Annotated in this window: 23 protein-coding genes; 19 read left to right on the top strand and 4 right to left on the bottom strand. The window is 36.6% G+C overall.

The window, feature by feature from the left end; all coding sequences use genetic code 11:
• Positions 1-93: 93 nt before the first annotated feature.
• The gene (locus D9780_RS09460; RefSeq protein WP_121639933.1) at positions 94-861 is read right to left on the bottom strand and encodes a class I SAM-dependent methyltransferase; all 768 of its coding nucleotides are present in this window, start codon (positions 859-861) and stop codon (positions 94-96) included.
• Positions 862-1,006: 145 nt separating this feature from the next.
• Here D9780_RS09460 and D9780_RS09455 point away from each other — a divergent pair, with 145 nt between their 5' ends.
• Together D9780_RS09455 and D9780_RS09450 are read left to right on the top strand one after the other, a co-directional pair.
• Positions 1,007-1,876, top strand: coding sequence for a LysR family transcriptional regulator (locus D9780_RS09455; protein ID WP_121639932.1), 870 nt, complete (start codon positions 1,007-1,009; stop codon positions 1,874-1,876).
• Between the two features lie 157 nt (positions 1,877-2,033).
• A complete protein-coding gene (locus D9780_RS09450; protein ID WP_073005204.1) occupies positions 2,034-2,453 on the top strand; it encodes an organic hydroperoxide resistance protein in 420 nt (139 codons plus the stop codon).
• A gap of 82 nt (positions 2,454-2,535) precedes the next feature.
• Here the strand turns inward: D9780_RS09450 and D9780_RS09445 are convergent, their stop codons facing one another.
• Positions 2,536-4,242: an Rqc2 family fibronectin-binding protein gene (locus D9780_RS09445; RefSeq protein WP_121639931.1), complete on the bottom strand. Its 1,707-nt coding sequence runs from the start codon at positions 4,240-4,242 to the stop codon at positions 2,536-2,538.
• Between the two features lie 144 nt (positions 4,243-4,386).
• Here D9780_RS09445 and D9780_RS09440 point away from each other — a divergent pair, with 144 nt between their 5' ends.
• From D9780_RS09440 to spoVM, 15 genes are all read left to right on the top strand, one after another.
• Positions 4,387-7,041: a calcium-translocating P-type ATPase, SERCA-type gene (locus tag D9780_RS09440; protein WP_121639930.1), complete on the top strand. Its 2,655-nt coding sequence runs from the start codon at positions 4,387-4,389 to the stop codon at positions 7,039-7,041.
• 207 nt (positions 7,042-7,248) lie between these two features.
• Entirely contained in the window at positions 7,249-8,133 is an 885-nt protein-coding gene (locus D9780_RS09435) for a YicC/YloC family endoribonuclease (protein ID WP_121639929.1), read from the top strand.
• A gap of 586 nt (positions 8,134-8,719) precedes the next feature.
• Positions 8,720-8,983: an extracellular matrix/biofilm regulator RemA gene (remA, locus tag D9780_RS09430; protein ID WP_073005196.1), complete on the top strand. Its 264-nt coding sequence runs from the start codon at positions 8,720-8,722 to the stop codon at positions 8,981-8,983.
• 11 nt (positions 8,984-8,994) lie between these two features.
• Complete coding sequence (gmk, locus tag D9780_RS09425) at positions 8,995-9,612, top strand: guanylate kinase (protein ID WP_073005195.1); 618 nt, start codon at positions 8,995-8,997, stop codon at positions 9,610-9,612.
• Positions 9,609-9,824, top strand: a complete 216-nt coding sequence (gene rpoZ / locus D9780_RS09420; protein ID WP_101934024.1) for a DNA-directed RNA polymerase subunit omega — start codon at positions 9,609-9,611, stop codon at positions 9,822-9,824. The genes gmk and rpoZ overlap by 4 nt, the downstream gene beginning before the upstream one ends.
• 164 nt (positions 9,825-9,988) lie before the next feature.
• Positions 9,989-11,197, top strand: coding sequence for a bifunctional phosphopantothenoylcysteine decarboxylase/phosphopantothenate--cysteine ligase CoaBC (gene coaBC, locus D9780_RS09415; protein WP_121639928.1), 1,209 nt, complete (start codon positions 9,989-9,991; stop codon positions 11,195-11,197).
• 2 nt (positions 11,198-11,199) lie between these two features.
• Positions 11,200-13,608: a primosomal protein N' gene (gene priA / locus D9780_RS09410; protein ID WP_121639927.1), complete on the top strand. Its 2,409-nt coding sequence runs from the start codon at positions 11,200-11,202 to the stop codon at positions 13,606-13,608.
• Positions 13,609-13,625: 17 nt separating this feature from the next.
• Entirely contained in the window at positions 13,626-14,567 is a 942-nt protein-coding gene (fmt, locus tag D9780_RS09405; protein WP_073005187.1) for a methionyl-tRNA formyltransferase, read from the top strand.
• A gap of 5 nt (positions 14,568-14,572) precedes the next feature.
• A complete protein-coding gene (rsmB, locus tag D9780_RS09400) occupies positions 14,573-15,928 on the top strand; it encodes a 16S rRNA (cytosine(967)-C(5))-methyltransferase RsmB (protein WP_121639926.1) in 1,356 nt (451 codons plus the stop codon).
• 200 nt (positions 15,929-16,128) lie between these two features.
• Positions 16,129-16,890, top strand: a complete 762-nt coding sequence (locus D9780_RS09395) for a Stp1/IreP family PP2C-type Ser/Thr phosphatase (RefSeq protein WP_121639925.1) — start codon at positions 16,129-16,131, stop codon at positions 16,888-16,890.
• Positions 16,890-18,905 carry a Stk1 family PASTA domain-containing Ser/Thr kinase gene (gene pknB, locus D9780_RS09390; RefSeq protein WP_371413741.1) on the top strand — a complete coding sequence of 672 codons (2,016 nt, stop codon included), beginning with the start codon at positions 16,890-16,892 and terminating at the stop codon, positions 18,903-18,905. Before D9780_RS09395 ends, pknB begins: the two co-directional genes overlap by 1 nt.
• A complete protein-coding gene (gene rsgA / locus D9780_RS09385; RefSeq protein WP_073005179.1) occupies positions 18,906-19,784 on the top strand; it encodes a ribosome small subunit-dependent GTPase A in 879 nt (292 codons plus the stop codon).
• A 1-nt stretch (position 19,785) separates the two neighbouring features.
• Entirely contained in the window at positions 19,786-20,448 is a 663-nt protein-coding gene (rpe, locus tag D9780_RS09380; protein WP_073005177.1) for a ribulose-phosphate 3-epimerase, read from the top strand.
• 1 nt (position 20,449) lies between these two features.
• Positions 20,450-21,091, top strand: coding sequence for a thiamine diphosphokinase (locus tag D9780_RS09375; RefSeq protein ID WP_121639923.1), 642 nt, complete (start codon positions 20,450-20,452; stop codon positions 21,089-21,091).
• Between the two features lie 40 nt (positions 21,092-21,131).
• Positions 21,132-21,215 carry a stage V sporulation protein SpoVM gene (gene spoVM / locus D9780_RS09370; protein ID WP_073005173.1) on the top strand — a complete coding sequence of 28 codons (84 nt, stop codon included), beginning with the start codon at positions 21,132-21,134 and terminating at the stop codon, positions 21,213-21,215.
• A 194-nt stretch (positions 21,216-21,409) separates the two neighbouring features.
• On the opposite strand, the gene rpmB is transcribed toward spoVM, so the two are convergent.
• On the bottom strand, positions 21,410-21,598 hold the full coding sequence (rpmB, locus tag D9780_RS09365; RefSeq protein ID WP_073005172.1) for a 50S ribosomal protein L28: 189 nt from the start codon (positions 21,596-21,598) through the stop codon (positions 21,410-21,412).
• 543 nt (positions 21,599-22,141) lie between these two features.
• Between rpmB and D9780_RS09360 the strand changes: the two genes are divergently transcribed.
• Together D9780_RS09360 and D9780_RS09355 are read left to right on the top strand one after the other, a co-directional pair.
• Entirely contained in the window at positions 22,142-22,504 is a 363-nt protein-coding gene (locus tag D9780_RS09360) for an Asp23/Gls24 family envelope stress response protein (RefSeq protein ID WP_073005170.1), read from the top strand.
• 98 nt (positions 22,505-22,602) lie between these two features.
• Positions 22,603-24,258 carry a DAK2 domain-containing protein gene (locus D9780_RS09355; protein ID WP_121639922.1) on the top strand — a complete coding sequence of 552 codons (1,656 nt, stop codon included), beginning with the start codon at positions 22,603-22,605 and terminating at the stop codon, positions 24,256-24,258.
• 254 nt (positions 24,259-24,512) lie between these two features.
• Here the strand turns inward: D9780_RS09355 and D9780_RS09350 are convergent, their stop codons facing one another.
• Positions 24,513-25,796, bottom strand: a complete 1,284-nt coding sequence (locus tag D9780_RS09350; protein ID WP_121639921.1) for an NCS2 family permease — start codon at positions 25,794-25,796, stop codon at positions 24,513-24,515.
• Positions 25,797-25,899 lie beyond the last annotated feature (103 nt).

Here is a 25,899-nt window from a genome sequence, read left to right as displayed (position 1 = left end):
CGTATGGAAAGGAGGGCTATTGTATTGAATCTTACATTAGACCTCCGTTTTTATATGGCTAAGAGCAATCCGTGAGGAAGAAAAGGTCATACTTTATTTTTCATGTTTCATTAAAACTGACCATTCATCAATAGAAAACTGCAGTGGTTTCTCATTTCTGTTTTTAATTTGATAATAGTTTGTTATATCTGTATCTGCTTGTAATAGACGTTTGATGACGTTGTTTTTTTCATCTTCATGACATAAAGTGCGATCTAGCCACTTATTAACAGATAACGTCTTTTTATGAGTATGTTGCTGACTTATTTTTAGTCCATGTTGCTTAAACAGACAACCCCACTCTTCTTTCGTAAGGAATCTGACATGGCTTTCATCTCGCATTTTCTCCACCTGATTCATGAATATCGCGTGCTGTTTATTGTTTGGAACGATATTGTCAATGAACAGGAATTTTCCATCCTTTTTTAATACGCGCTTTACTTCACAAATAAATTGGTCAGGATTTGGAAAATGATGTGCGGCAATTCGACATGTGATGAGGTCAAATGAAGCATCTAAAAAGGGCAGTTGTTCTGCGTCTGCCATAATATATATAAGGTTAGTTAGTGCTTGTAAATGTTGTTTCGTATTTGCAAGCATTTCTTTGGTTAAGTCCGTTGCGTATACGATACGTACATACGGGGATAATTGTTTAGCAACATGTCCCCCTCCTGTTGCTATATCTAACATTTCCATTGTAGGTGCAGGGTTTAGCCATGTACTTATTACTTCTTGACTAATTCCCAATGCATGCGTAGTACTTGTTACATAATCTTGTGGACGTTTAGCAAACGTTTTTTTTACTAATTCCTTTTCCAGCATAAACTCCTCCCTAGGTCATTATTTTATCTTGTATCTTAAGCATAAAACATGTCATGATATAATTAAAATATTGAATAGTTATAGTATTTGATAAGCCATTTTTATCAGATTATTTAAAGAAAAACAAAGTGAGGAAGTGGAGTTTATGAAAATAGACGACTACAAACTATTGTTAAAGTTGCAAGAAATTGGAACCATTCGCGGTACAGCAAAAACAGTACTGATTTCTCAGCCTGCAGTAACCCAACGTTTGAAATATATGGAGGAATATTTTGGACATAATGTATTTATTCGTACCCCGAAGAAGCTTATTCCAACACCAGAAGGGGAAATAATTTTACAACACGCTATGGAGGTAATACAACGAGAAAATGCATTGCAAAATCAATTAGCTATATCTAGTAACGATGTGCAAGGAACATTATCGATTGCTTGCTCTTCCCTTATCTCGCAACGGTATTTACCAGCTTTGTTAGGAAGATTTACAGCCAAATTCCCTAAAGTTGCCATCGATCTAGTGACAGGTATTAGTGAAGACATTAAACGAAATCATAAAGATTATCATGTTTGTATTATCCGTGGTGAAAAATTGAAAGAGACTACTTGTCTTCCATTATTTGATGATCCATTATATATTTTTGATACAGAAGCGTTTCCTGCAGATTCTATTAAAGAACGTCCACTCATTGCATTTAGTTCTGATGATAGTATGCATGAATTAGTAGATCATTGGCTTTATGTACATCAAGATAAAATAAAACCGATTAAAACAATGACGGTTGATCAAATAGAGACGTGCAAGCAATTAATGAAGCAAGGGTTAGGAATGGCTGTGTTACCTGAAAGTGTCTCTGATTTTATGAAAGAAGACTATCCTTATTTACCGCTTCTGTTAAATGGGGAACCTGTCTCTAGAAAAACATGGGTTTGTTTTCAAGAGGGAATTCGTTCTTTACCACAAGTGAATCATTTTATAGAAGAATTGACATCCTTTTTAACGCCATCTAAATTTTGATGTTTAAAAGTGCGAATAGGAAGGTATATTACTAGTACGTGGTTTCTAATGGCACCCTGTTACTTGCAAATCATAAAGTAATGGTGACATACAGAGATCAAGTGTTTAAGTAATTTTGATCATGGGATTATGGTCTATAAAAAAGGAGTGCTTAAAGATGGCAAATGTAATTTTTACATCGAAGGCGACAGCAAAAAATGGACGTGATGGTCATGTACAATCAGATGACGGTTTAATTGATCTTAAACTAGTAAATCCAGCTACGAATAAAGAAGACAAGGGGTCAAACCCAGAACAGCTTTTTGCAGCAACATATGCATCCTGTTTTGATGGTGCCTTAAATTTAGTTGCTTCCAAAGAAAAGAAAGAAATTGATTCCTTGACGACAGCAGCTGTTAGCTTTCTAAAAGATACGGACGATAATGGCTTTAAAATCGGTGTAGAGTTAACAGTGAAAATAAAAGGTGTTGACCAAAACGAAGCAGAGGAGCTTGTGGAAAAAGCGCATCAAGTATGTCCTTATTCCAAGGCGACTAGAGGAAATATCGATGTACACTTAAAACCACAAGCTGTTTAAATTTGAAAACATTCATCTTGCTAAATAAGTTAGCGATCAAAGAAGGCTTTCGCCACTATACTTGGCGATTAGCCTTCGTTTTTTATGGTGTTAATTTGTGGATGAGTTGTTCATTAGGCGTAACAAAAACTGTTTTTTGATTATCATACGTTACAAAGCCTGGTTTTGCACCATTCGGTTTTTTTACGTGACGAATTTTTGTATAATCTACTGGAACGGATGAGGATTGACGTGATTTACTAAAATAAGCTGCAAGTTGAGCTGCTTCCAATATGGTGTCTTCTGAAGGAGTAGCGGAACGAATAATAACATGTGAGCCAGGTATGTCTTTCGTGTGCAACCAAATATCATCACGAGCAGCTAATTTCATCGTTACATATTCATTTTGTTTATTATTTTTACCGACTAATATTGTTGTTCCGTCAGATGCAATATATTTTTCAGGTACTGGTTTGGCTGTTTTTGCTTTCTTTTTCTTGGTTGCTTTCTGTTTTTTTAAATAGCCTTCATCGCGAAGTTCTTCACGAATCTCTTCAATATCCTGTATGCTTGCTGTTTCAATTTGCTGTAGTAATCTCTCCAAATACTCCATTTCCTGCTCTGTTTTTGCTATCTCCTCCTTCACCTTTAATTCTGAAGTTTTTAGTTTTTGATATGTCTTAAAGTATGCCTGTGCATTTTCACTTGGTGTTTTCAACGGATCTAAATCAATGGTTAACTGTTTTTGTTCAGGATCATAATAGTCTACCACGGTTATTTGCTTGTCACCCTGCGTTACGAGATGTAAGTGAGCTGTCAGCAATTCTCCTGCTTTCTGGTAGTGTTCTTTTCGTTGTGCTTTTTGCATCGTTTGTGCATGCTTTTTTTGTTTCCGTTTATTTTTAGCTAATTCATTTTTTAACAAGCGTGCTAAATCCTTCGTTTGCTGTTTCACTCGATCTCTTTCTGCTTTTCCAGTGTAAAACTGGTCAAGCATGCTATTTGTTGTCAAGAAAGTTTGTTTTTCTCCTTTTAAATGCGTTAGTGGGAGAACATGATAATCTTCTTTTTGATTTCGATAGATCACAGGAGTAAAGTCTTTATCTAACAGTTGTTGCTGCATGTCAGTAAATAGTTGCTCATATACTTTCTCATTACCTAAATGGGCTTGATGAACAATCTCTTTGGCAACGACAGGTGAAAATCCACTAAGTAGGTTTACAATTTGGGTGTCTAATTTTCCAGCATTAAAGTCTAACTTTTTAATAAGTTGTTCTGGACGGATTAAAAGCGGATTTAATTTATTTTGTTCTGGTGGCAGCTGATAAGTTTGTCCAGGTAAAATGGTCCGGTGGCGATTTTGCCAGCTGGAAACATGTTTTAAACTATCGATAATATGTCCATCTTCCCCGTCTACAAGCAATAAATTGCTATGGCGCCCCATAATTTCCATTATTAATTTTTTCTCGGTTATGTCTCCAATTTCATTTCGTGAATGTATTGTGAATTGGATAATTCTTTCCAAACCCCGTTGTTCAATTTTTTTAATGATGGCTCCAGATAAATATTTTCTCAACACCATACAAAACATTGGTGGTTCTTTTGGGTTTTGAAACATTTCTTCGGTTAGGTGTATTCGGGAGTAAGTAGGGTGGATAGAACATAAAAGAACCGTATTCTGTCCACGATTTCGAATGGTAAATAATACTTCCGTTTCCGTTGGTTGATAGATTTTTGTTATTTTTCCCGCTGTTAATTTGGTATGCAGTTCGTTCGTTGTCGCGTACGTTACTATACCATCAAATGGCATCTTAATCACCTCAATGGTAATTATAGCATTTTTGTGGACAAGTCTGCATACATATCATATATGGAAAGAGGTAGTACAAAGGAGCAACCGATCGAATAGAACTTTTTTAAAAGATTGAAAGGTAAGAATCTGGAGGAATGCAGGATGAAATGGTATCAGTTAGAAGTAGAAGATGTAGAAAAAAAATTGCACGTTACTGCTAACCGTGGTTTATCTGTTAAGCAAGTGGAAAAAAGACGTAAGCAATACGGGGAAAATGTTTTAGAAGCGCAGAAAAAAATGTCAAAATGGTTGATTTTTATAAAGCAATTTCAAGATTTTATGGTACTTGTTCTGTTAGCAGCGACATTAATTGCGGGTCTGTTAGGTGAATATATTGATGCAATTGCAATTATGGTTATTGTAATCGTCAATGGCTGTATCGGTTTTTTTCAAGAGCAAAAGGCAGAAAAATCACTTGATAAATTAAAAGAATTATCAGCCCCTATGGCTTATGTTCTACGTGATAAAAAATGGGAAAGAATTCCTTCCAAAGATGTAGTTGTTGGCGATATTGTTCGGATTTCAAGTGGTGACCGTATACCAGCAGATATACGGATTATTCGTTCAGATAGTTTAGAAACGGAAGAATCAGCACTAACCGGAGAATCGCTTCCAGTATCAAAACATGCTCAAGCTATCCACCGTGCTAAATTAGATGCGCAAGATCAAGTTAATATGGGATTTATGGGGACATTAGTCACTCGCGGAACAGGAATTGGCATCGTTGTTGGCACTGGCATGCAGACGGTTATGGGGCAAATTGCTTCTCTAATGGCAAATACAAAGAAAGTGATGACACCTCTAGAGCGTAAACTTGCAGAATTAGGTAAGTTTTTAATTGTTATTGCCTTACTTCTTACTGCTTTAGTCGTCGTATTAGGTGTTATACAAGGTCAGCCAGCTTATACGATGTTTTTAGCCGGTGTTTCGCTTGCAGTTGCTGCTATTCCAGAAGGCTTGCCAGCTATTGTAACGGTCGCACTTTCCCTCGGTGTTCAACGTATGATAAGAAAAAAAGCAATTGTTCGTAAATTGTCCGCAGTTGAAACATTGGGATGTGCTTCGGTTATTTGTTCAGATAAGACGGGAACAATGACGGAAAATAAAATGACAGTAAAGGAAGTATTGCTTCATGGAAAACAGCTATATGTAACTGGTGATGGATATGATTTACAAGGAGATTTTTTTTACAACGACGAAAAAATAAAGAACAGTTCTCCTCATTTGTCAACGATGCTTTTATATGGTTTGCTTTGCAATCAAGCTTCACTTGCTAAAAAGAAAGGTAAATATACTATTGATGGTAATCCAACTGATGGGGCATTAGTTATTGCAGCTAGAAAAATCGGACTAAGTGAAGAAGATAAACAAGCCTATAACATTATTAAGGAATTTCCGTTTGATTCCGATCGTAAACGGATGAGTGTCATTGTGGAAGATAAGGAGAAACGTCGCTTTTTAATTACAAAAGGTGCACCAGAAGTTTTATTACCTCGATCAGCATATGTGTTAGAAAAAGAAGGGAAGCAGCTTCTAAAAGCCCAAAAGCAAGTTGCAATTGAGCAAGCTATTAATCAAATGGCTGAAAAAGCATTACGTACACTAGCTATTGCTGTAAAGCCGTTGTCCAATGATGAAGATGCTTTATCATCTGTTCTTGAAAAAGATTTAACTTTTATCGGTGTTTACGGGATGATGGATCCACCTCGGAAAGAAGTAAAGAAAGCAGTTCAAGAATGCCGTAACGCTGGTATTAAAACTGTCATGATTACAGGAGATCACGCTAAAACAGCTCGGGCGATTGCGTTAAACTTAGAACTAATGCCAGAAGATGGGAACGTACTAGAAGGATATCAAATGAACAATATATCTCAACAAGAATTGGAAGATACGATTGAAGATGTTTACGTGTTTGCACGTGTTACCCCAGAACATAAATTAAGAATCGTCCATGCTTTTCAACAAAAGGGGCATGTGGTGGCGATGACAGGTGATGGCGTAAATGACGCACCTGCTATAAAAGCGAGTAATATTGGGATTAGTATGGGGCAAAGCGGAACAGATGTAACAAAAGAAGCCTCCTCGCTTATACTAATGGATGATAATTTTGCTACGATAAAAGCTGCAATTGAAGAAGGACGAACGATTTATGAAAATATACGAAAATTTATTCGCTATTTGTTAGCTTCCAATGTTGGTGAGATTTTAGTTATGTTGTTTGCTATGTTACTTTCCTTACCATTACCACTTGTACCTGTACAAATTTTATGGGTGAACTTAGTTACAGATGGACTACCAGCAATGGCTTTAGGGATGGATAAAGCAGAAGGGGATGTGATGAAGAAACATCCAAGGAGTATAGATGAGGGAGTATTTGCCCGTGGGCTAGGCTATAAAATCATTAGCAGGGGGATTGTTATTGGTGCTGTCACTCTCATTGGGTTTATCATTGCATATCAAAATGACCCAACTCATCTAACTTATGCTCAAACAATTGCTTTTACCACATTAGTAATGGCACAATTGATTCACGTATTTGATTGTCGGAGTGAGCGGTCTATTTTTGCAAGAAACCCATTTGAAAATATGTATCTTGTATTAGCTGTGTTGTCATCTCTTGTACTGTTATTAGTCGTTATTTATTGGACGCCACTACAACCTATTTTTCATACAGTATCTTTAAATTTAAGAGACTGGGCGTTAATCTTAGCTCTTAGTGCGTTACCGACCGTTATTTTTGGTTTCACTAAAAAATAATAGTAACTATTTGAGCGTGCCGTCGTAACATATGGCACGCTCCTTTTGCATGGAGGACGAAGTGACTATTTATTTTCTTAAATCAATTGTCTTTTTCTCTATACATTAATAATGACTAGTATTGAGATTGTAATAGAACGGACAACCATATCTCTTTTCAATAAAAAGGAACTGAGGGTATAATACGATATAGATGGAGTGATTAGTATGGCAAAAAGTATGACGAGCTACGGAAGAGCGAAGGTTGGTACGAATGAGCTAACGATAGCAGTTGAGGTTAAAACGGTGAATCATAGATATTTTGATGTAAGTATGAAAATCCCAAGTCAATGTATATTTTTGGAGGATCAACTTAGAAGGATACTCCAAACCTTTTTTCAACGTGGAAGAGTAGAATTATATATTCAAATTTATGGAGAAACATTGCTACAAAAAACGGTGGAAGCAAATTGGGACCTAGTAGATCAATACATGGGGCAGTTACAAGAGTTGAAGCAGCGATATCAGCTTAATGGAGATTTGCCAATGACGGTTATTACTAGCTTTCCAGAGATATTTTCTGTATCCGAAAAGGAGAACAACATATCGGATGAATACATTTCCTTGTTAATGAATGCAGTCAATCATGCGAGTAAACAAGCATTAGAAATGAGGGAAAAAGAGGGTGTCTCTCTATTAAAAGATTTACGGACACGTATACATAATCTAGTACAATATGTAGAAAAAATAAAGGGACGTCAACCGTTTGCTTTAACTGCACATCGAGAGCGAATTAAACGTAGAGTATCCGATCATTTTATGGAAGAACCGCTACAAGATACAGCTAGATTATATCAAGAAATTGTTTTATTAGCTGAAAAAGGCGATATTACTGAAGAAATAATACGTATGCATAGCCACTTAGCACAGATGGAGCAAACAATCATATTAACAGAGCCGATTGGAAGGAAGTTAGAATTTATTGCTCAAGAATTACTTCGTGAAGCAAATACAATTGGTTCGAAATCCGTTGATACAGTAATTAGTGAATATACCATTTTGATTAAGAGTGAAATTGAAAAAATTAAAGAACAAGTGCAAAATATGGAGTAATAGTTGTGTTAAGCACCTTTTTTTACGTATAATATGAATAAAGGTTGAAAACATATTTGTGACTTCATTCGTGTTTAACTAGCAATCGTTTATAAATCTTATCTATTAACGCCAACATTTTTATATGTAACTATAGTAATACTTTGTTAAAAACAGCCTGCATTCATAACCGGAGTTTTTCTATCTTCTCGTGCAAACACCTTGAACAGGGTATCCATGAGCATTAGAAAGACTTGGCGATCGCCAAGTCTTTCTAGCGATAAAACACCATCGTTTTGTTTATACATAAACCCTGAAAATTTTATACTTCCCTATAGTGTAACAAAGGAAGGCGTTCTTATCTTATATCATTGATATAAAAATTGAAATGGAATTGTTTTTATAACATAATTGTTAAAAAATGATACGAAGGCCCGGTTCAGTCGCAAATGTCTTGTTAAGAGAAAAATCGTTAAGGAGTATCGCTTCGTTATAAAAACGAAGCGAAGCAATGTAAAAATAAGGGACATTTGTAATACACTATTTAAGCAATTTTTAGAACGGAATATAAAAATTATAGAGAGAAAGAATATACGGAGGGTTCATATTGAGTTTACGACTAATAAATATTGGTTTTGGGAATGTTGTTTCAGCGAATCGAGTGATTTCTATTGTCTCGCCTGAATCAGCTCCAATCAAACGAATTATTACAGTTGCCAGAGAAAATAATAAGTTAGTAGATGCAACTTACGGAAGACGAACAAGAGCAGTTATCATCACAGATAGTGATCATGTAGTACTGTCTGCAGTTCAACCTGAAACAGTGGGTCAACGTGTATTGAGTCATGAAGAAATTACAGACGATAATTAGGAGGAAATAATTTGATTGAAGAAAAAGGGATTCTTTTTATTCTTTCAGGGCCTTCCGGAGTCGGGAAAGGAACAGTGCGTAAAGCGTTGTTTAATCAAGATACAGATTTAAAATATTCCATTTCTATGACGACCCGTGAAAAACGTCCAGGAGAAAAAGAAGGCGTAGATTATTTTTATAAATCCAAGCAGGATTTTGAGCAACTAATTAAAGAAAACCAGCTGTTAGAATATGCGAAATATGTCAATAATTATTATGGTACACCCCGTGAATATGTAGAAAAAACATTGGAATCAGGGTATGATGTATTTTTGGAAATCGAAGTACAGGGTGCTTTACAAGTTAGGGAGAACTTCCCCGAAGGTGTGTTTATCTTTTTATTCCCACCTAGCCTTGAGGAGTTAAAAAATAGAATTGTTCATAGAGGAACAGAATCTCAAGACCTTGTCTTAAACAGACTAAAAGAGGCAAGAAAAGAAATTGAGATGATGGACAAATACGATTATGTAGTTGTAAATGATGATGTTGCTCTAGCTGTGAAAAAAATTCAAGCGATTATTCAAAGTGAACACTTAAAGCGGGAGCGCATTGCAAAACAATATAAACAATTATTGGAGGATGAATTATAATGCTAGACCCATCGATTGACTCTTTATTAAAAAAAGTTAACTCAAAATATAGCCTTGTTACACTCGCTGCCAGAAGAGCTAGACAAATTAGCGAAACGAAGAAAGTGTTAATTGATAACCCAAAATCCTATCAATACGTTGGTATGGCACTGGAAGAAGTTCAAGCAGGAAAGTTATTTATTGACGAAGAGGCGGGAAAAAGTCAATTATAAGGAATGTCTCCCAGTTGCAGGGATGATGAAAGAGGTTATCATAATGAAGCGTAGAGACTCCCTCGCAAATATAGTTGCGAGGGAGTTTCTGCATAGGCCTATTTAAAATGAAGTAACAAATACAACATGGTCAACTGGAAGATGAAAAGAAAGGGGCAAAAACCATGGTTTATTCCAAAAATATTGTGTTGGGTGTATCTGGAGGGATAGCAGCTTACAAGGCTTGTAGTCTCGCTAGTAAGTTGACACAGCAAGGAGCAAATGTAAAGGTGATCATGACTGATAATGCAATGAAATTCGTTACACCTTTAACGTTTCAAGCGCTTACCCGTAACCCTGTATATACGGACACATTTGATGAGAAAGACCCAGAAAGAATTGCTCATATCGATGTGGCTGATTGGGCTGATATTATAATTATTGCTCCAGCAACTGCAAATATAATCGGAAAGCTTGCCAATGGAATTGCTGATGACATGTTATCGACGGTATTACTTGCTACCCAAGCAGATGTATATATTGCTCCTGCAATGAATGTGCACATGTATGCACATTCAGCAGTTATAAAAAACATGCAAACTTTAGTAGACTGGGGGTATCATTTTATCGAACCTGGATCCGGTTATTTGGCTTGTGGTTATGTAGGAAAAGGCAGATTAGAAGAGCCGGAGCAAATTATACAAACGATAGAAGTACATCAACAGAAAAAAGCAAAACTATTTCTAAAAGGAAAGCAAATGTTGATTTCTGCTGGACCGACACAAGAAAAAATAGATCCAGTTCGTTATTTTACGAATCGTTCTTCCGGAAAAATGGGCTTTGCGATAGCAGAAGCAGCTGCTAATGCAGGTGCTTCCGTTACGTTGGTAGCTGGTCCAAGTCAAATGCAAGTGCAACATCATCAAATTGAAAGAGTGGATGTTACAACTGCTGAGGAGATGTATGAAGCTATGCTGGAGCACGCTACTAAAAGTGATATTATCATTAAAGCTGCAGCTGTTGCTGATTATCGTCCGAGCATCACGTATGATCATAAAATGAAAAAGCAATCTGGTCCGTTATACCTCGAGATGGAACGTACAAGAGATATATTACAGACGTTGGGTGACCAAAAAGAGGATCAGTTTCTTGTAGGATTTGCTGCTGAAACAGAAACACCGATCGAAAATGGTTATAAAAAGTTGCAGAAAAAGAACCTTGATGCAATTATTGTTAACGATATTTCTCTTGAAGGTGCCGGATTTGCTGGGGACACAAATGCCGTTACGTATTTGAATAAACAAGGGAGAGAGGAAAAGCTCGCTTTGAATACAAAGCAGGTGATAGCTGAACAAATTGTTAAACTGATTCATGAAGACTTGGAGGGTCAATAATCGTGAATATAGCAAAAGTAATTGTCGATGTTCCAGCTAGTTCCATCGACCAGACGTTTGACTATCTCATTCCAGAAAAATTTCTTGATATTGTTGCTCCAGGGGTTCGGGTTATTGTGCCATTTGGTCCGAGAAAAGTGATGGGATTTGTAGTAGAAAAGGCAAGTAGCTCTGAATTCTCTAAGCTAAAGTCTCTTAATGATGTTCTTGATCTTGAACCTGTATTGACAAAAGAATTATTACGTGTTGGAAAATGGTTAGCTTATGAAACGATAAGTTTGCAAATAACGACCTTTCAGGCGATGTTACCACAAGTATTGAAAGCCACTTATAAAAAGGAAATCGTACGTCTTTCAGAAGCTCGTTTGTCTGAGGAACTGGAATTTTTGTTTGCAGGTAGAGATGTTGTTCCATATGAAGAATTTATTGCTTCTGATATAAGATATATTCGTTTGTCAGAAGCGGTACAAGCTGGCGATATAGCAATTGAGTATTTAGTAAAGTCTCGAATCACAAAAAAATTTTTAACGATGGTCCGTCCTGCCAAACCGTTGCATGAGTTAGAGGAAGCGGCTTTAGACTTATCTAAACTAGCCAAAAAACAGAAGCAAATTCTTCACTTTTTTTTGCAAAACCGAAAACCAGTTGAAAAGCGATATTTGCTTAAGCAGCTACGTACAACGGATAGCACAGTAAATGCATTACGTAAGAAAGGATTGTTAGAAATTTTTCAACAAGAGATTTATCGTGATCCTTACGCAGTCGGAGATTTTACTAAAACAGAACCGTTATTATTGACAGAGCAACAAGCAGAAGCGATTAAACCTATAAAAGAAACAGTAACAAACAAACAGCATGATGTCTTTTTATTACATGGTATAACGGGAAGTGGAAAGACAGAAATATATTTACAAGTTATTCAGGAAGTCATTGAAAAAGGAGAGGAAGCTATTGTCCTTGTTCCAGAAATATCGTTAACGCCACAAATGGTTAAACGATTTAAAGGAAGGTTTGGTTCGAATGTAGCAGTCATGCATAGCGCTTTATCTGCAGGTGAAAAATACGATGAATGGCGTCGCATACAACGTAAAGAAGTACAAGTTGTTGTCGGTGCAAGGTCAGCTGTTTTTGCCCCATTTGAAAACTTAGGTGTCATTATAATCGATGAGGAACATGAATTGACCTATAAACAGGAAGATCAGCCGCGTTATCATGCAAGAGATGTTGCCATTCAACGGGGAATGAATCATCAATGCCCTGTTGTTTTGGGAAGTGCAACGCCAATGTTAGAATCTTATGCTAGAGCAAGTAAAGGTGTTTATCAACTAGAAACGCTCGACAAACGAACAAATGACAAGCCGTTGCCCCCAGTAGAAATTGTAGATATGCGTAAAGAATTACATGCTGGTAACCGAACGATGTTTTCTAGATCCTTGAAAAAGGAAATAGAGGCCTGTTTGCAAAAAGGGGAACAAATCGTACTATTATTAAATCGGAGAGGCTACTCTACATTCGTTATGTGCCGAGATTGTGGTCATGTTAAAGAGTGCCCTAATTGTGATATTGCTTTAACTTATCATAAGCATAGTCATCGGTTAAAATGTCATTACTGTGCATATGAGGAACAAATGCCGACGCAATGTCCAGATTGCGGAAGTGAAACCATTCGCTATTTCGGAACCGGCACACAAAGGGTTGAGGAAGCTTTATTAAAACTAATACCAGAAGCGCGTGTTATTCGCATGGATGTTGATACGACAAGGAGAAAAGGGTCCCATGAAAAGCTATTGCACCAATTTGCAACGAAACAGGCTGATATTTTGTTGGGTACACAAATGATTGCTAAAGGGCTTGATTTTGAAAATGTCACATTAGTTGGCGTATTAACCGCAGATTCTATGCTGCATTTGCCAGACTTTCGTTCATCTGAAAAAACATTCCAAATTTTAACGCAGGTAAGTGGTCGCGCAGGTAGACATGAATTGAATGGGAAAGTTATTGTGCAAACATATACTCCTGATCATTATAGCATTCAACTAGCAAGTCAGTATGATTATCAAAGCTTTTATAAAAAGGAAATGGTCATGCGAAAAACATTCCATTACCCACCCTATTTCTTTTTAGCACTTATTACTGTTACACATACAAACCAAGTGAAAGCCGTTCACACAACACAACAATTTGTACAAAAATTATCCAGTGTTGTTCATAATCAAACGATATTATTAGGTCCGACTCCATCTCCTATACCGCGAATAAAGAATAGATATCGATATCAATGCATGATAAAATACAGAAATGAACCGTATTTACAAACAAAACTTCGGAAGATTGCTGCGCTTTTTTCGGAGGAAATAAAAAAAGAAGATTTGTTAATTTCAATTGATATGCAACCGTATCATTTAATGTAAAGAAAGTAGGTAATGAAATGAAGCGAATTGTATTTATGGGGACTCCCGATTTTGCAGTACCGATTTTACGGACATTAATAAACTCTCCTTATGAAGTTGTTCTTGCTGTTACCCAGCCTGATCGACCTAAAGGAAGAAAAAGGGTGCTTAGCCCCCCACCAGTGAAATTGGAAGCAGAGAAACATCATATTCCTGTTTTTCAACCAGAAAAGTTAAAGGATAATTACGAAGAGATATTGACATATCGCCCTGATTTAATCATAACCGCAGCTTATGGTCAATTATTGCCTAACGCGTTATTAACTGCACCTCCATATGGATGCATTAATGTACATGCTTCACTATTGCCAGAATTACGAGGCGGAGCGCCCATTCACTATGCCATTATGGAAGGTAAAAAAGAGACAGGTATTACGATTATGTATATGGTAGAAAAATTAGATGCAGGTGATATGCTGACACAACAAAAGGTGTCGATTGATGCACATGATCATGTTGGTAGTTTACATGATAAATTGGCCAACGCAGGTTCGAAATTACTAGAGGAAACCCTTCCTAAACTATTTGTAGGCGAATTAAAAGCAATGAAACAAAACCACGATCAAGCAACTTTTGCTGCTAATATCAAACGGGAGCAGGAGGAAATTGATTGGAATAAACCTAGTCACGTGATATATAACCATGTTCGTGGCTTACATCCATGGCCAGTTGCCTATACGACGTTGCAAGACAAACCAATGAAAATTTGGTGGGGAGAACCGATTGATAAGGTGTATGACGGACAACCTGGAGAAGTTGTCGAAAAACCAGATAACTGTGCTTTTATCGTTGTTTGTGGGGACAAGAAAGGTTTCCGTATCACAGAAATACAACCAGCTGGTAAAAAAAGAATGAAAGTTAAGGATTATTTACAAGGTAATCCGAATCGAATTCAAATTGGTCAAGTAATGGGTGAATAATGATAATGAAAACAGAATCGCTACGAAGCAAAGTGTTAGATACATTAATACGAATTGAAAAAGATCAAGGATACAGTCATTTACTTGTAAATCAAGAATTAAGATCAGGTGATATTTCTCCAAAAGACGAAGCATTATTTACGGAGGTCGTTTACGGTACAGTGCAGCAACAAATTACATTAGATTATTATTTGGCGTCTTTTTTAAATCGAAAGAAAACTCCTGATTTATGGGTAAAGGTGTTATTAAGAATGTCTATGTATCAAATGGTATATTTAGATCGTATACCAGATCATGCGATTATTCATGAAGCTGTTGAGATAGCAAAAACAAGAGGACACAAGGGTATCGCATCCTATGTAAATGGAATTCTACGTACCGTGCAAAGACGAGGTGTCCCTTCTACAGCATCTATCAAGGACGATGCAACCAGAATTTCAATTACAACAAGCCATCCTAAATGGTTAGTGGAACGTTGGATCCAACAGTATGGAAAAGAGACGACAGAAGCAATGTGTAGAGCCAATACCAATCACAAGCCATTGTCTGTTCGTATTCAACCTTTGAAAACAAATAGGGAAGAAATAATGCAAGAAATGGCGGAAAGTGGTTTTAAAGTGCGTCCTTCCTTTTTTTCTCAACAAGGAATCATTGTTGAAGAAGGGAAAGTGTTAAAGAGCAAGTGGTTTAAAGAGGGCAAGCTCACGATCCAGGATCAATCCTCTATGCTTGTAGCAGAAATCTTACGTGTACAACCTGGTATGCATGTACTTGATACGTGTAGCGCTCCTGGTGGAAAGGCTACCCATATAGCTGAGAAAATGGAGAATAGAGGAAGAATCGATGCTTATGACCTTCATAGTAAAAAGGTGAAGCTTATTCAAGCAAAGGCAAATGAACTTGAATTGTCCATTATACATCCGTCTAAAGAGGATGCGCGTAATTTACAAAGGATGTATCAAAAAGGAAGCTTTGATCGGATTTTAGTTGATGCACCTTGCTCAGGATTGGGTGTTATTAGAGGGAAGCCAGAAATAAAATATCATAAACACGAACAAGATATAGAACGGTTATCTCTCATTCAACAGGAAATACTGGAAACAGTTGCTTCTTTATTAAAGCAAGAAGGTCTGCTTGTATACAGCACATGTACGGTCGACCAACAAGAAAATGAACATGTTGTTCGTGCTTTTTGTGACAAACATCCTTCTTTTGAAGTGGACCAGACATTTTTTTCTGATTTGCCACGACCCTTACGTGATTCAGCAGGTGTAAGTGAAATGGGTTTACAAATCTTTCCTCACTCATTTGAGACGGATGGTTTCTTTATGACACGATTAAAGAAAAAATGGGTAAAATAGACTTCTTTTCTGGGAGGTAATGTGTAATACTGTAGTTGTATAAACAATACGTCGTGAAATAAATGGCGTACAGAAGAGAATCTTTTTTGTTGAGAAATATTTAAACAAGTATTTTTAAGCTTGTAGTTAGAGAGGAATGCTAGCTTTTCGTTATGGTTTAAAGCGAAGCTGCGTTTCTCTCAGAATAAGGGAGTGAAATAATGAAAGCTCATTTTTTAACAGATCGCGGGCAAGTCCGAAGTCATAATGAAGACTCTGGAGGCGTGTTTTATAATGTTGCAGGCCAGGCACAAGCCATTATAGCTGATGGTATGGGCGGGCACCAAGCTGGTGATGTTGCTAGTCAAATGGCTACCAGATTGCTACAAGATAAATGGGAAAAAACACAACAAGTAGACACCCCGGAGATGGCTGAAGCATGGGTGAAAGATGCTGTTCAAGAAGCGAATACGGCTATTTTTCAGCATGCTCAAGAACATGAAGCTTGCCATGGGATGGGAACGACCATTGTTATCGCGATTATTCTTGATGATGCTTTAACGATTGCACATATTGGTGATAGTAGGGCTTATGTAATCAATAATGAGCAGATGAAACAGATTACCGAAGATCATTCCTTTGTAAATGCTCTTGTTCAATCAGGACAAATTTCTAAAGAAGAGGCTGTTTACCACCCACGAAAAAATGTCGTTTTAAAGGCTCTGGGGACAGAAGAAAATGTTACATGTGATGTTCGCACATTGAGTTTAGACCAAAATGATTTGCTGTTACTATGTACAGACGGATTAACTGATAAATTAACAGATGACGAAATTTATTCCATGATATATTCTGGTGAGGAACTTTGCCATATTGGGAAAAAGATGATTCAAGTAGCAAATGAACGTGGCGGTGAGGATAATATTTCTCTTGTTTTAATACAACACGATAAGCCTGAAGAGAGAGCGGGTGAATCATCTTGATGAAAGGGCACCTAATTAATGATCGCTACTTGATTAAGGAAACAATTGGCGGTGGCGGTATGGCAAATGTTTATTTAGTCAGAGATACCATTTTAGAAAGAGATGTAGCGCTTAAAAGTTTGCGGTTGGAGTATGCAAACGACCAAGAATTTATCGCTCGTTTTGATCGCGAAGCGCATGCTGCTACAAGTTTAAATCATCCAAATATCGTTAATATATATGATGTAGGTGAAGAAGATCATTTACTTTATATGGTCATGGAATATGTAAAAGGCATGACTTTAAAAGAATACATACAAAATAAAGGTCCCATAGAAGTTAAGGAAGCATTGGATATTATGGGACAAATTACTTCGGCTATTTCTCATGCGCATGAGAATGGTATTGTGCATCGTGACATAAAGCCGCAAAATATTCTAGTTGATACAAATGGTCAAGTGAAAGTAACAGACTTCGGAATTGCTGTTGCTTTAAGTGCTACTTCGTTAACACAGACAAATTCAATTCTAGGATCTGTTCATTATTTATCTCCAGAGCAAGCAAGAGGAGGAATGGCTACCAAAAAGTCCGATATTTATTCGCTTGGGATTGTTTTATATGAATTATTAACAGCAAAGTTACCTTTTTTGGGACAATCAGCTGTTTCTATTGCTTTAAAGCATTTGCAAAATAATACACCTTCTGTACGAGAGTTTAACGCAAGCATCCCGCAAAGTGTAGAAAATATCGTTTTAAAAGCAACAGCCAAAGACCCGTTCCATCGTTATGAAACGGTGGATGATATGCAAGATGCACTAGAAACAGCACTTGATCCAAACAAACGAAATGAACCAATGTTTATTCCACCGATAGAAAAGGGGGAAGAAACGAAGGCAATTCCAATTATTACAGATCAGGTAGAAATGTCACCTAATGATGAAACCATCATTCATACCTCTAACACAACTAAATCTTATACAGAGCCCGAGAAGGTAGTAGATAAAAAGCAACCTGATAAAAAAGTAAAGAAACAACGACCGAAAAAGAAAAAAAACAAGAAGAAATGGGTTATTTTAATAGGTAGCATACTTTTACTTGTTGCTGGATTATTAGCAATGTACTTTTTTACCGATTTATTCCAACCAAAAGATGTTACTGTTCCTGATGTCACAAATATGACAGATAGAGAAGCAACGACCAAGCTAGAAGATTTAAACTTAATTGTAGATAGGCAAGAAGTTTTTTCAAATGAAATAGAAGAAGGAGAAGTCGTAGGTACTGATCCAAGCGCTGGCGCTACAATAAAGGAAGAATCAACGATTAAATTATTGATTAGTAAAGGCAAAGAAACAGCTTCTTTCGCTGATTATGTGGGAAAAGATTTTAAACAGGTAAAACGTTTGCTAGAAGAAGATGGTTACGAGGTGTTAGATCCATACGAAGTCAATTCAGACAAACCAATTGGAGAGGTTATTGAACAGATTCAACCTAGTCCAGAAAGTGAAGTTGTACCGAGTGAGACAAAGGTAATCTTCCGCATTAGTAGTGGGCCTAAGACAGTTCGTTTAAATAATTTAAAAGGGATGACAGAAGCAGAGGCTGAAGAATATTTAAAAAACTATGGTCTAAAGATGAATAAAGAAACAGACCATTCTGATACAACGCCAGAAGGAGAAGTTATTCGCCAAGATCCACAAACAGATACTGAACTGGAAGAAGGTGCAACAGTAACCGTAGTCATTTCTTCCGGGCCTGAAGAAATGCCTCCTAAAACGCATGAAGTTGCTTATACAGTTCCTTATAAACCTAAGAAAGAGACAGAGGAGCAAGAAGAACTTCCAGAGCAAACGGTGACTATATATATTGAAGATATGGAGAATGAATTATCTGAAGTTTATATGGAGGAAAAAATAACCGAAGATACAGAAGTAACTTTCTCACTTACAATTGCACCGGATAGCGAGGCCGAATACATTATAAAACGAGATGGAGAAGTCATTTCGAATAAAGTAATAGCATATAAAGAAGGTGAATAGATGGCAAAAGGGAGAATAATTAAAGCTATAAGCGGCTTTTACTATGTACAAGCTGACGGAGATATGTACCAATGTAAAGGTAGGGGAGTTTTTCGTAAAAAAAAAATAACCCCGTTAGTTGGTGATGTAGTAACTTTTGACTTTAGTGGTGACAATGAAGGATATATTTTAGAAGTACATGAAAGAGATAATGAATTAATTCGCCCGCCAATTGCAAATATTGATCAAGCAATTATAGTTACTTCTGCAATGAAGCCTGCTTTTAATGCAACATTGCTTGATCGTTTCCTTGTTTTAGTAGAATCCAATTTGATTAAGCCAGTTATCTTCTTTACCAAATTGGATGTCGCGGAACAGGAAAGAGATCGATTTGAAAAATATCAAAAAGATTATCAAAAAATCGGTTATGACGTGGAGTTACTATCCGTTAAGCATTCCGATCATACATCCATTTTGAAACGGTATTTAAAAGATAAAATTACAGTCATTGCTGGGCAATCGGGTGTAGGGAAAACAACATTACTCAATGCAATAGACCCTTCTCTTGCATTAAAAACAGGGGAAATTTCGGATAGTCTTGGTCGAGGAAGACATACAACAAGACATGTGGAATTACTTCCTATGTTTGGCGGACTTGTCGCAGATACACCCGGTTTCAGTTCTTTGGAATTTCAAGATCTAGGCGCATCTGAACTAGCTGATTATTTTCCAGAAATAAGAGAAAGAAAAGCAAATTGTAAATTCCGTGGTTGCATGCATATGAAAGAGCCTAAATGTGCCGTTAAGCAAGCGGTTGAAGACGGTGAAATAACGGATTATCGCTATGACCATTATGTGCGTTTTTACGAAGAAATCAAATCAAGAAAGGCGAGGTATTAATATGATAAAATTAGCACCATCGATTTTAGCTGCAGATTTTGCTCGTTTAGGAGAAGAAGTGAAGGAAGTAGACCAATTTGGAGCTGACTATATTCACGTCGACGTGATGGACGGTCATTTTGTACCAAATATTACTTTAGGGCCGCCAATCGTTGAAGCAATTCGGCCTGTAACAAATCTTCCTTTGGATGTCCATCTTATGATTGAAAATCCAGATCAATATATACCTTCATTTACTAAAGCAGGAGCGGATATCATTACGGTGCACCAAGAAGTTTGCCAACATTTACACAGGACTATTCAGCTTATCAAAGAGCATGGAATGAAAGCAGGCGTAGTTATTAATCCTGCTACTCCGGCTGAAACGTTACTACCTATTTTACCTGATATCGATATGATTTTAATTATGACAGTTAATCCTGGATTTGGCGGACAATCGTTTATTGATAGTACGTTAGGAAAAATAAAGTTAGTAAATAAGTGGCGTAAAGATTTTGGTTTTTCTTTTGAAATTGAGGTTGATGGAGGGGTTAACTCCAAAACTGCCAAACGATGTGTAGATGCTGGCGCTGATGTGCTCGTAGCGGGAAGTGCTATTTTTGCTCAAGAAGATCGTAACAAGGCGATGCAGGAAATTTTGCAGGCAGTAAAGGGGTCTAATTAACGTGACTGTTGTGGGCATTGTAGGTAATGCACCTGGACACCATTCTGATTTAAAAACATACAAGGAAGAGGTGGATTTTTGGATAGGTGCTGATCGAGGAGCATGGGTTTTAGCTACTTGCGATTTGCCAATTACCTATGCTATTGGGGATTTTGATTCTACAACGAAAGAAGAAAAATTGCTAATTGATAAACATGCACAATGTGTGCATGTTTATCCTTCTGAAAAGGACGAAACAGACTTAGAATTAGCTTTAAACAAAGCCTATGAACTTGAGCCGGACACAATTTATTTATTTGGTGTATCAGGAGGGCGTAAAGATCACGAGTTCATCAACGTACAATTGCTTTATGCTATTTTATCGAAAGGGATTCGTGGAATTATAATAGATATAGCGAATTATTTAGAATTAACGTTTCCAGGTAAGTACACAGTTTTACATGATATCAATTATCCGATCATTTCTTTCGTGCCTTTTTCGAAAGAGGTGAAAGGTATTACGCTAACACATTTTTACTACCCTTTAACAAATGCGAATATTTCATGGGGGTCCACGTTATGTATTTCAAACAAGCTAATTAGAAATAGTGGTACTTTTTCTTATAAAGAAGGCATATTATTATTAGTAAAGAGCCGTGATTAGATTTCTAGTTAGTTTTGTTTGTAAAGAGGAGGGCGAACTCATGAAATTTTATACGATTAAGCTCCCAAAGTTTATAGGTGGATTTGTAAGAGTGATTATTGGTACATTCAAGAAAGAGAAGTAAAATGCAAGAAGACGAGTGAGGTATAAATTATTTTGAAAAAGTGGCCATGAAATTGATCATGGCTTGTTTTTTTATACCCTAGAGAATTAAAGGTATATAGTATAAGAAAAACTAAAATAATACATTATAATTCTATATAAATAAGCACCTTTAGTAAAAGGTGCTTATTTATAACTAATGTGTGAAGCTGTATATTATACGCGTTCCACTTTCCCTGATTTTAGGGCGCGTGCAGAAACATAAACTTTTTTCGGTTTACCATCTACCATAATGCGTACTTTTTGTACATTAGCTTTCCATTTTCGCTTGTTTGAATTCATTGCGTGAGAGCGGTGGTTTCCAGTGCGAGTCTGGCGTCCAGTAACAACACATTTTCTGGCCATGCTATCCCTCCTACTTCTTTCATTTCAAGTTAAATCTCATACTTATATAATTTACCATAACATTAGTTTATTTGCAATTATTGTTTTGGGTTGGTATGTGTCAAATTTTTCTCAACATATTATAACCTTCATATTTCCATCACTATTCATATAAACTTTTACTGTCCTTTTAATGCAACGACTGTTTTATAAATGCAAAGTGTAGCTATTGACCGCTGCGGAAAAACACTACGTTTTCCCGCTGGACAAGGAAGGTTACGACAGCGAAACATCGCACAAAGGAAATGACTGTTCATTTTCGAGGAGTTTCCGTTAAAATTTCTAAAGCATATTGTTTAGATCAAGTTTTGAAAAATTTTTCCTGGTAAAGGAAAAAAGTAGACAATCTATAGAACATCAAGAAAAAACGCTTGACAGATGCATGGAAATCGTACATTGTAAGAAGGGGTAATTTTATATTGCAATCATCTTTGACTTTTAAAATATAGTTGCATGTAGTAGAATGATTTTAGAATGTGAGCAGGTACTAAAAGGAGGATTCAAATGTCCATTGAACTGCATACAAATGATGGTCAAGTAACAATAACAAACGAAGTAATTGCAACGATTGCCGGAGGGGCTGCGGTAGAGTGTTACGGTATTGTTGGGATGGCTTCAAAAAGCCAAATACGCGACGGTATTGCGGAGATTTTACGTAAAGAAAATTTCTCTAAAGGTGTTATTGTTCGCCAAGAGCAACATCATCTCCATATCGACATGTATATTATTGTAAGTTATGGTACAAAAATATCTGAGATTGCTCATAATGTTCAATCAAAAGTTAAATACACGCTAAATCAATCACTCGGTTTGGAGATTGATTCTGTCAATATTTATATTCAAGGAGTTCGTGTTACTCAAGAATAATTTATTAACTATGAAACGTATGACTATATACGATCTGTCTTAGCGTCTGTTTCTTAACAGACGCTTCTAAGTTCTTGATTAGAGGAGGAAAATTTAACGTGAGTTTACAACAAATCGATGGCAAGAGACTGGCACAAATGATTTTGTCTGGTGCTCATCATTTGTCCAATAATGCCAAGAGAATTGATGCATTAAATGTTTTCCCTGTACCAGATGGCGATACAGGGACGAATATGAACCTAACGATTACTTCTGGGGCAAATGAAGTGAAAAATATCCAAAGTACTCAAGTATATGAAGTTGCGCAGGCATTTTCCAAAGGGCTCTTAATGGGCGCAAGAGGGAATTCAGGTGTTATATTATCGCAAATATTTCGTGGTTTTGCAAAAGGGTTGGGAAAAGAAGAAGTTGTTACAACGAAAGGGCTTGCAAAAGCATTTGAGAGTGCTGTATCCACAGCATATAATGCTGTAATGAAGCCAGTTGAAGGAACTATTTTAACTGTGGCAAAAGATTCTGGAAATAAGGCGGTTGCGATCGCAGAAGATGAAACAGATATTATTACCTTAATGGAGGAAGTTGTAGCTGAAGCAAAAGCTTCTTTAAAGCGCACACCTGACCTGCTTCCTGTATTAAAAGAAGTTGGAGTGGTGGATTCAGGTGGACAAGGATTAGTAACGATTTATGAAGGCTTTTTAGCTTCCTTAAAAGGGGAAGAGCTACCTGAAGGCACTTCAAATATTAATATGGATGAAATGGTTAATGCAGAGCACCATAAAATAACACAAGATTTTATGAATACCGAGGATATCAAATTTGGTTATTGTACGGAGTTCATGGTAAAATTTGAAGAAGAAAAGGTAAGCAACCACCCTTATGATGAAGAAGCATTCCGTCAAGAATTAAGCAACCATGGTGATTCTTTATTAGTTGTAAGTGATGAAGAACTAATAAAAGTGCACATTCATTCAGAATATCCTGGAGAGTGTCTCACGCTAGGGCAACGCTATGGAAGTCTTATTAATATGAAAATAGAAAACATGCGCGAGCAGCATACGGCGTTAGTTGGGAAGAAAGAAAATAAATCTAAAGAACCAGTAGAATATGCCATTGTTACAGTGGCTATGGGTGAAGGGTTAAAAGAATTGTTAGAAAGTTTAGGAGCCTCTGTCGTTATTCAAGGTGGTCAAACGATGAACCCAAGCACACAAGATATTACGAACGCTATTAGACAAGCAAATGCTAAAAAAGTGCTTCTGTTACCTAATAACAAAAATATTTTTATGGCAGCAGACCAAGCGGCAGAATTAGCAACGGAAGATGTTCGAGTTGTACCAACCAAGACTATACCTCAAGGTATTAGCGCTATGTTGGCGTTCCATCCAGATCACGATCTAGATACGAACCAAAAGGCAATGGATGAAGCTAGAAAAAATGTAAAAACTGGTCAGATTACATATGCCGTTCGAGATACACAAATGGATGGTATTACTATCAAAAAGGATCATTTCATGGGTATTGCAGACGGGAAAATCGTCACTACCGATGCAGATAAAATGGAAACTGTTAAATTATTATTAGAAAAAATAATAACAGAAGACGATGAAATTTTAACTGTATTACAAGGTGAAGATGGTACGGATGAAGAAACCCAAGCGCTTATTGCCTATATTGAAGAAAAATATGAGGATATTGAAGTAGAAGTTCATAATGGGAAACAACCAATCTATGCCTTTATTTTTTCTGTAGAGTAATTTACAACTTGGTATAGTAAGCAATGGAATACTTCTTTCGTGATGCATGGGATATATATCCCTTAGCTAGATAGCACAAATAAATAAAAGAAAGGTTCCTTGAAAGGTACTCAAGGGGCCTTTTATGTTTCATCTTACTATACTTTAAAAGGTAATGGGAGATTTTGAAAAAAATCATTTATAATAAAACCGCATGATACCATATTGGATCTCATGCGGTTTAGTAATTCAGAATGAGCTATAGTTACTTTAAGTTAAATCCCTATCATTTTTATAACAAAATCAAGTAAGAATAAACTAGAAATAACTAAGAGCGGTGCTGAAAGCTCGTGTTTTTCGCCAATTGCCATTTTAACAATTGGGTAAGCGATAAAACCAAAAGCCATACCATCTGCAATGCTGTAAGTAAATGGGATCATGACAACAATTAAAAATGCTGGCAATGATTCTGATAAGTTGTCAAGCGGCAGTTGCTTTATATTTTGCACCATTAAAAAGCCAACAATGATTAAAATGGGGCTTATTGCCGTATTAGGTATCATTGTAATCCAAGGGATCAATACAATGGTTGCTAAGAAAAGAAAGCTGGCAATAATTGCTGTTATTCTTGTTCTTCCTTTAGAAGCGATCACAGCTGCGTTTTCAGCAGCAGAAACAGTAGGTGAAGTACCAAGGAACGCGCAAGTTAAAGTTGAAAATGCAGTGACTTGGTAAGCTCTTTGATACTGATCTTCTCGTTTTAGCATAGAGAGTTGTCCGTGTAAAAGTCCCATATTTTCAAATATTAAAATCATTGATAAAGGAAAAACGGATAACCAGAATGAAAGTTCACCAATTGCGTTAAAAGATGGAATGAAGAGTACGTCACTCCACTCTACTTGCAATGATTGATTGCCAGGTTGGATAATTCCGCCGATAGCAGCAATAATGGTCCCTAATAGCATCGTAATTAAAAAGTTGGCAGGGATATTCTTAACAAATAGGAATATTGCTAGAAATAGTGTGATTAAACTAACAATAACTGTAGAGGATGTAAAATCACCAATAGCAATAATGGTATTACTTCCTTTACTAACAAGTCCGCTCTTCTCTAGTCCAATTAAAATTAAAAATAGACCTAATCCGACGGTGATAGCGTGCTTTAATGAATCAGGAATTGCCTTTTTAAATAATACGCCTAACTTTGTAAAAGCAGTAATTAAAAAAACAATCGCTGCAATAAAGACAACAGCCAAACCTTCATGAAAAGTGAGATTAGTGCCACCGATAATGGAGTATGCAAATAATGCGTTTATACCCATACCAGGGATAACGATTAGCGGAAGTTTTCCGAATATCCCCATCAATAATGTTCCAATGAAGCTAGCGAGAATAGTGGCGATCATGCCACTTTCTAACGAGATTCCAGCTTCGCTAAGAATGGAACCATTGACGACAACAATGTACATTGTTGTAAGGTAACCAATTAAGCCTGCGACCCATTCGTTACGTAGGGTAGAATTATTGGTTAGTTTCAAGTTGCTTTTCTTATCAGGCATACAAACTCCTCAATGTATTTCCTGTCCCTCTCCCGCCCGATTATATAATATATAATCCACAAGAAGTAATTATATCGAGAATATAATATAAAGTCAAAGAATC

This window comes from Virgibacillus sp. Bac330 (assembly GCF_003667845.1).
Taxonomy (GTDB): Bacteria; Bacillota; Bacilli; order Bacillales; family Amphibacillaceae; genus Virgibacillus; species Virgibacillus chiguensis.
The sequence above is the reverse complement of the archived record's forward strand: the minus strand, read 5'-3'. Positions and strand labels throughout refer to the sequence as shown.

Bases quoted from the DNA above. Each gene is read 5' to 3' on its own strand.
- D9780_RS09460 (WP_121639933.1), bottom strand. From the start codon at position 861: ATGCTGGAAAAGGAATTAGTAAAAAAAACGTTTGCTAAACGTCCACAA.
- D9780_RS09455 (WP_121639932.1), top strand. From the start codon at position 1,007: ATGAAAATAGACGACTACAAACTATTGTTAAAGTTGCAAGAAATTGGA.
- D9780_RS09450 (WP_073005204.1), top strand. From the start codon at position 2,034: ATGGCAAATGTAATTTTTACATCGAAGGCGACAGCAAAAAATGGACGT.
- D9780_RS09445 (WP_121639931.1), bottom strand. From the start codon at position 4,242: ATGCCATTTGATGGTATAGTAACGTACGCGACAACGAACGAACTGCAT.
- D9780_RS09440 (WP_121639930.1), top strand. From the start codon at position 4,387: ATGAAATGGTATCAGTTAGAAGTAGAAGATGTAGAAAAAAAATTGCAC.
- D9780_RS09435 (WP_121639929.1), top strand. From the start codon at position 7,249: ATGGCAAAAAGTATGACGAGCTACGGAAGAGCGAAGGTTGGTACGAAT.
- coaBC (WP_121639928.1), top strand. From the start codon at position 9,989: ATGGTTTATTCCAAAAATATTGTGTTGGGTGTATCTGGAGGGATAGCA.
- fmt (WP_073005187.1), top strand. From the start codon at position 13,626: ATGAAGCGAATTGTATTTATGGGGACTCCCGATTTTGCAGTACCGATT.
- rsmB (WP_121639926.1), top strand. From the start codon at position 14,573: ATGAAAACAGAATCGCTACGAAGCAAAGTGTTAGATACATTAATACGA.
- D9780_RS09395 (WP_121639925.1), top strand. From the start codon at position 16,129: ATGAAAGCTCATTTTTTAACAGATCGCGGGCAAGTCCGAAGTCATAAT.
- pknB (WP_371413741.1), top strand. From the start codon at position 16,890: ATGAAAGGGCACCTAATTAATGATCGCTACTTGATTAAGGAAACAATT.
- rsgA (WP_073005179.1), top strand. From the start codon at position 18,906: ATGGCAAAAGGGAGAATAATTAAAGCTATAAGCGGCTTTTACTATGTA.
- rpe (WP_073005177.1), top strand. From the start codon at position 19,786: ATGATAAAATTAGCACCATCGATTTTAGCTGCAGATTTTGCTCGTTTA.
- spoVM (WP_073005173.1), top strand. From the start codon at position 21,132: ATGAAATTTTATACGATTAAGCTCCCAAAGTTTATAGGTGGATTTGTA.
- rpmB (WP_073005172.1), bottom strand. From the start codon at position 21,598: ATGGCCAGAAAATGTGTTGTTACTGGACGCCAGACTCGCACTGGAAAC.
- D9780_RS09360 (WP_073005170.1), top strand. From the start codon at position 22,142: ATGTCCATTGAACTGCATACAAATGATGGTCAAGTAACAATAACAAAC.
- D9780_RS09350 (WP_121639921.1), bottom strand. From the start codon at position 25,796: ATGCCTGATAAGAAAAGCAACTTGAAACTAACCAATAATTCTACCCTA.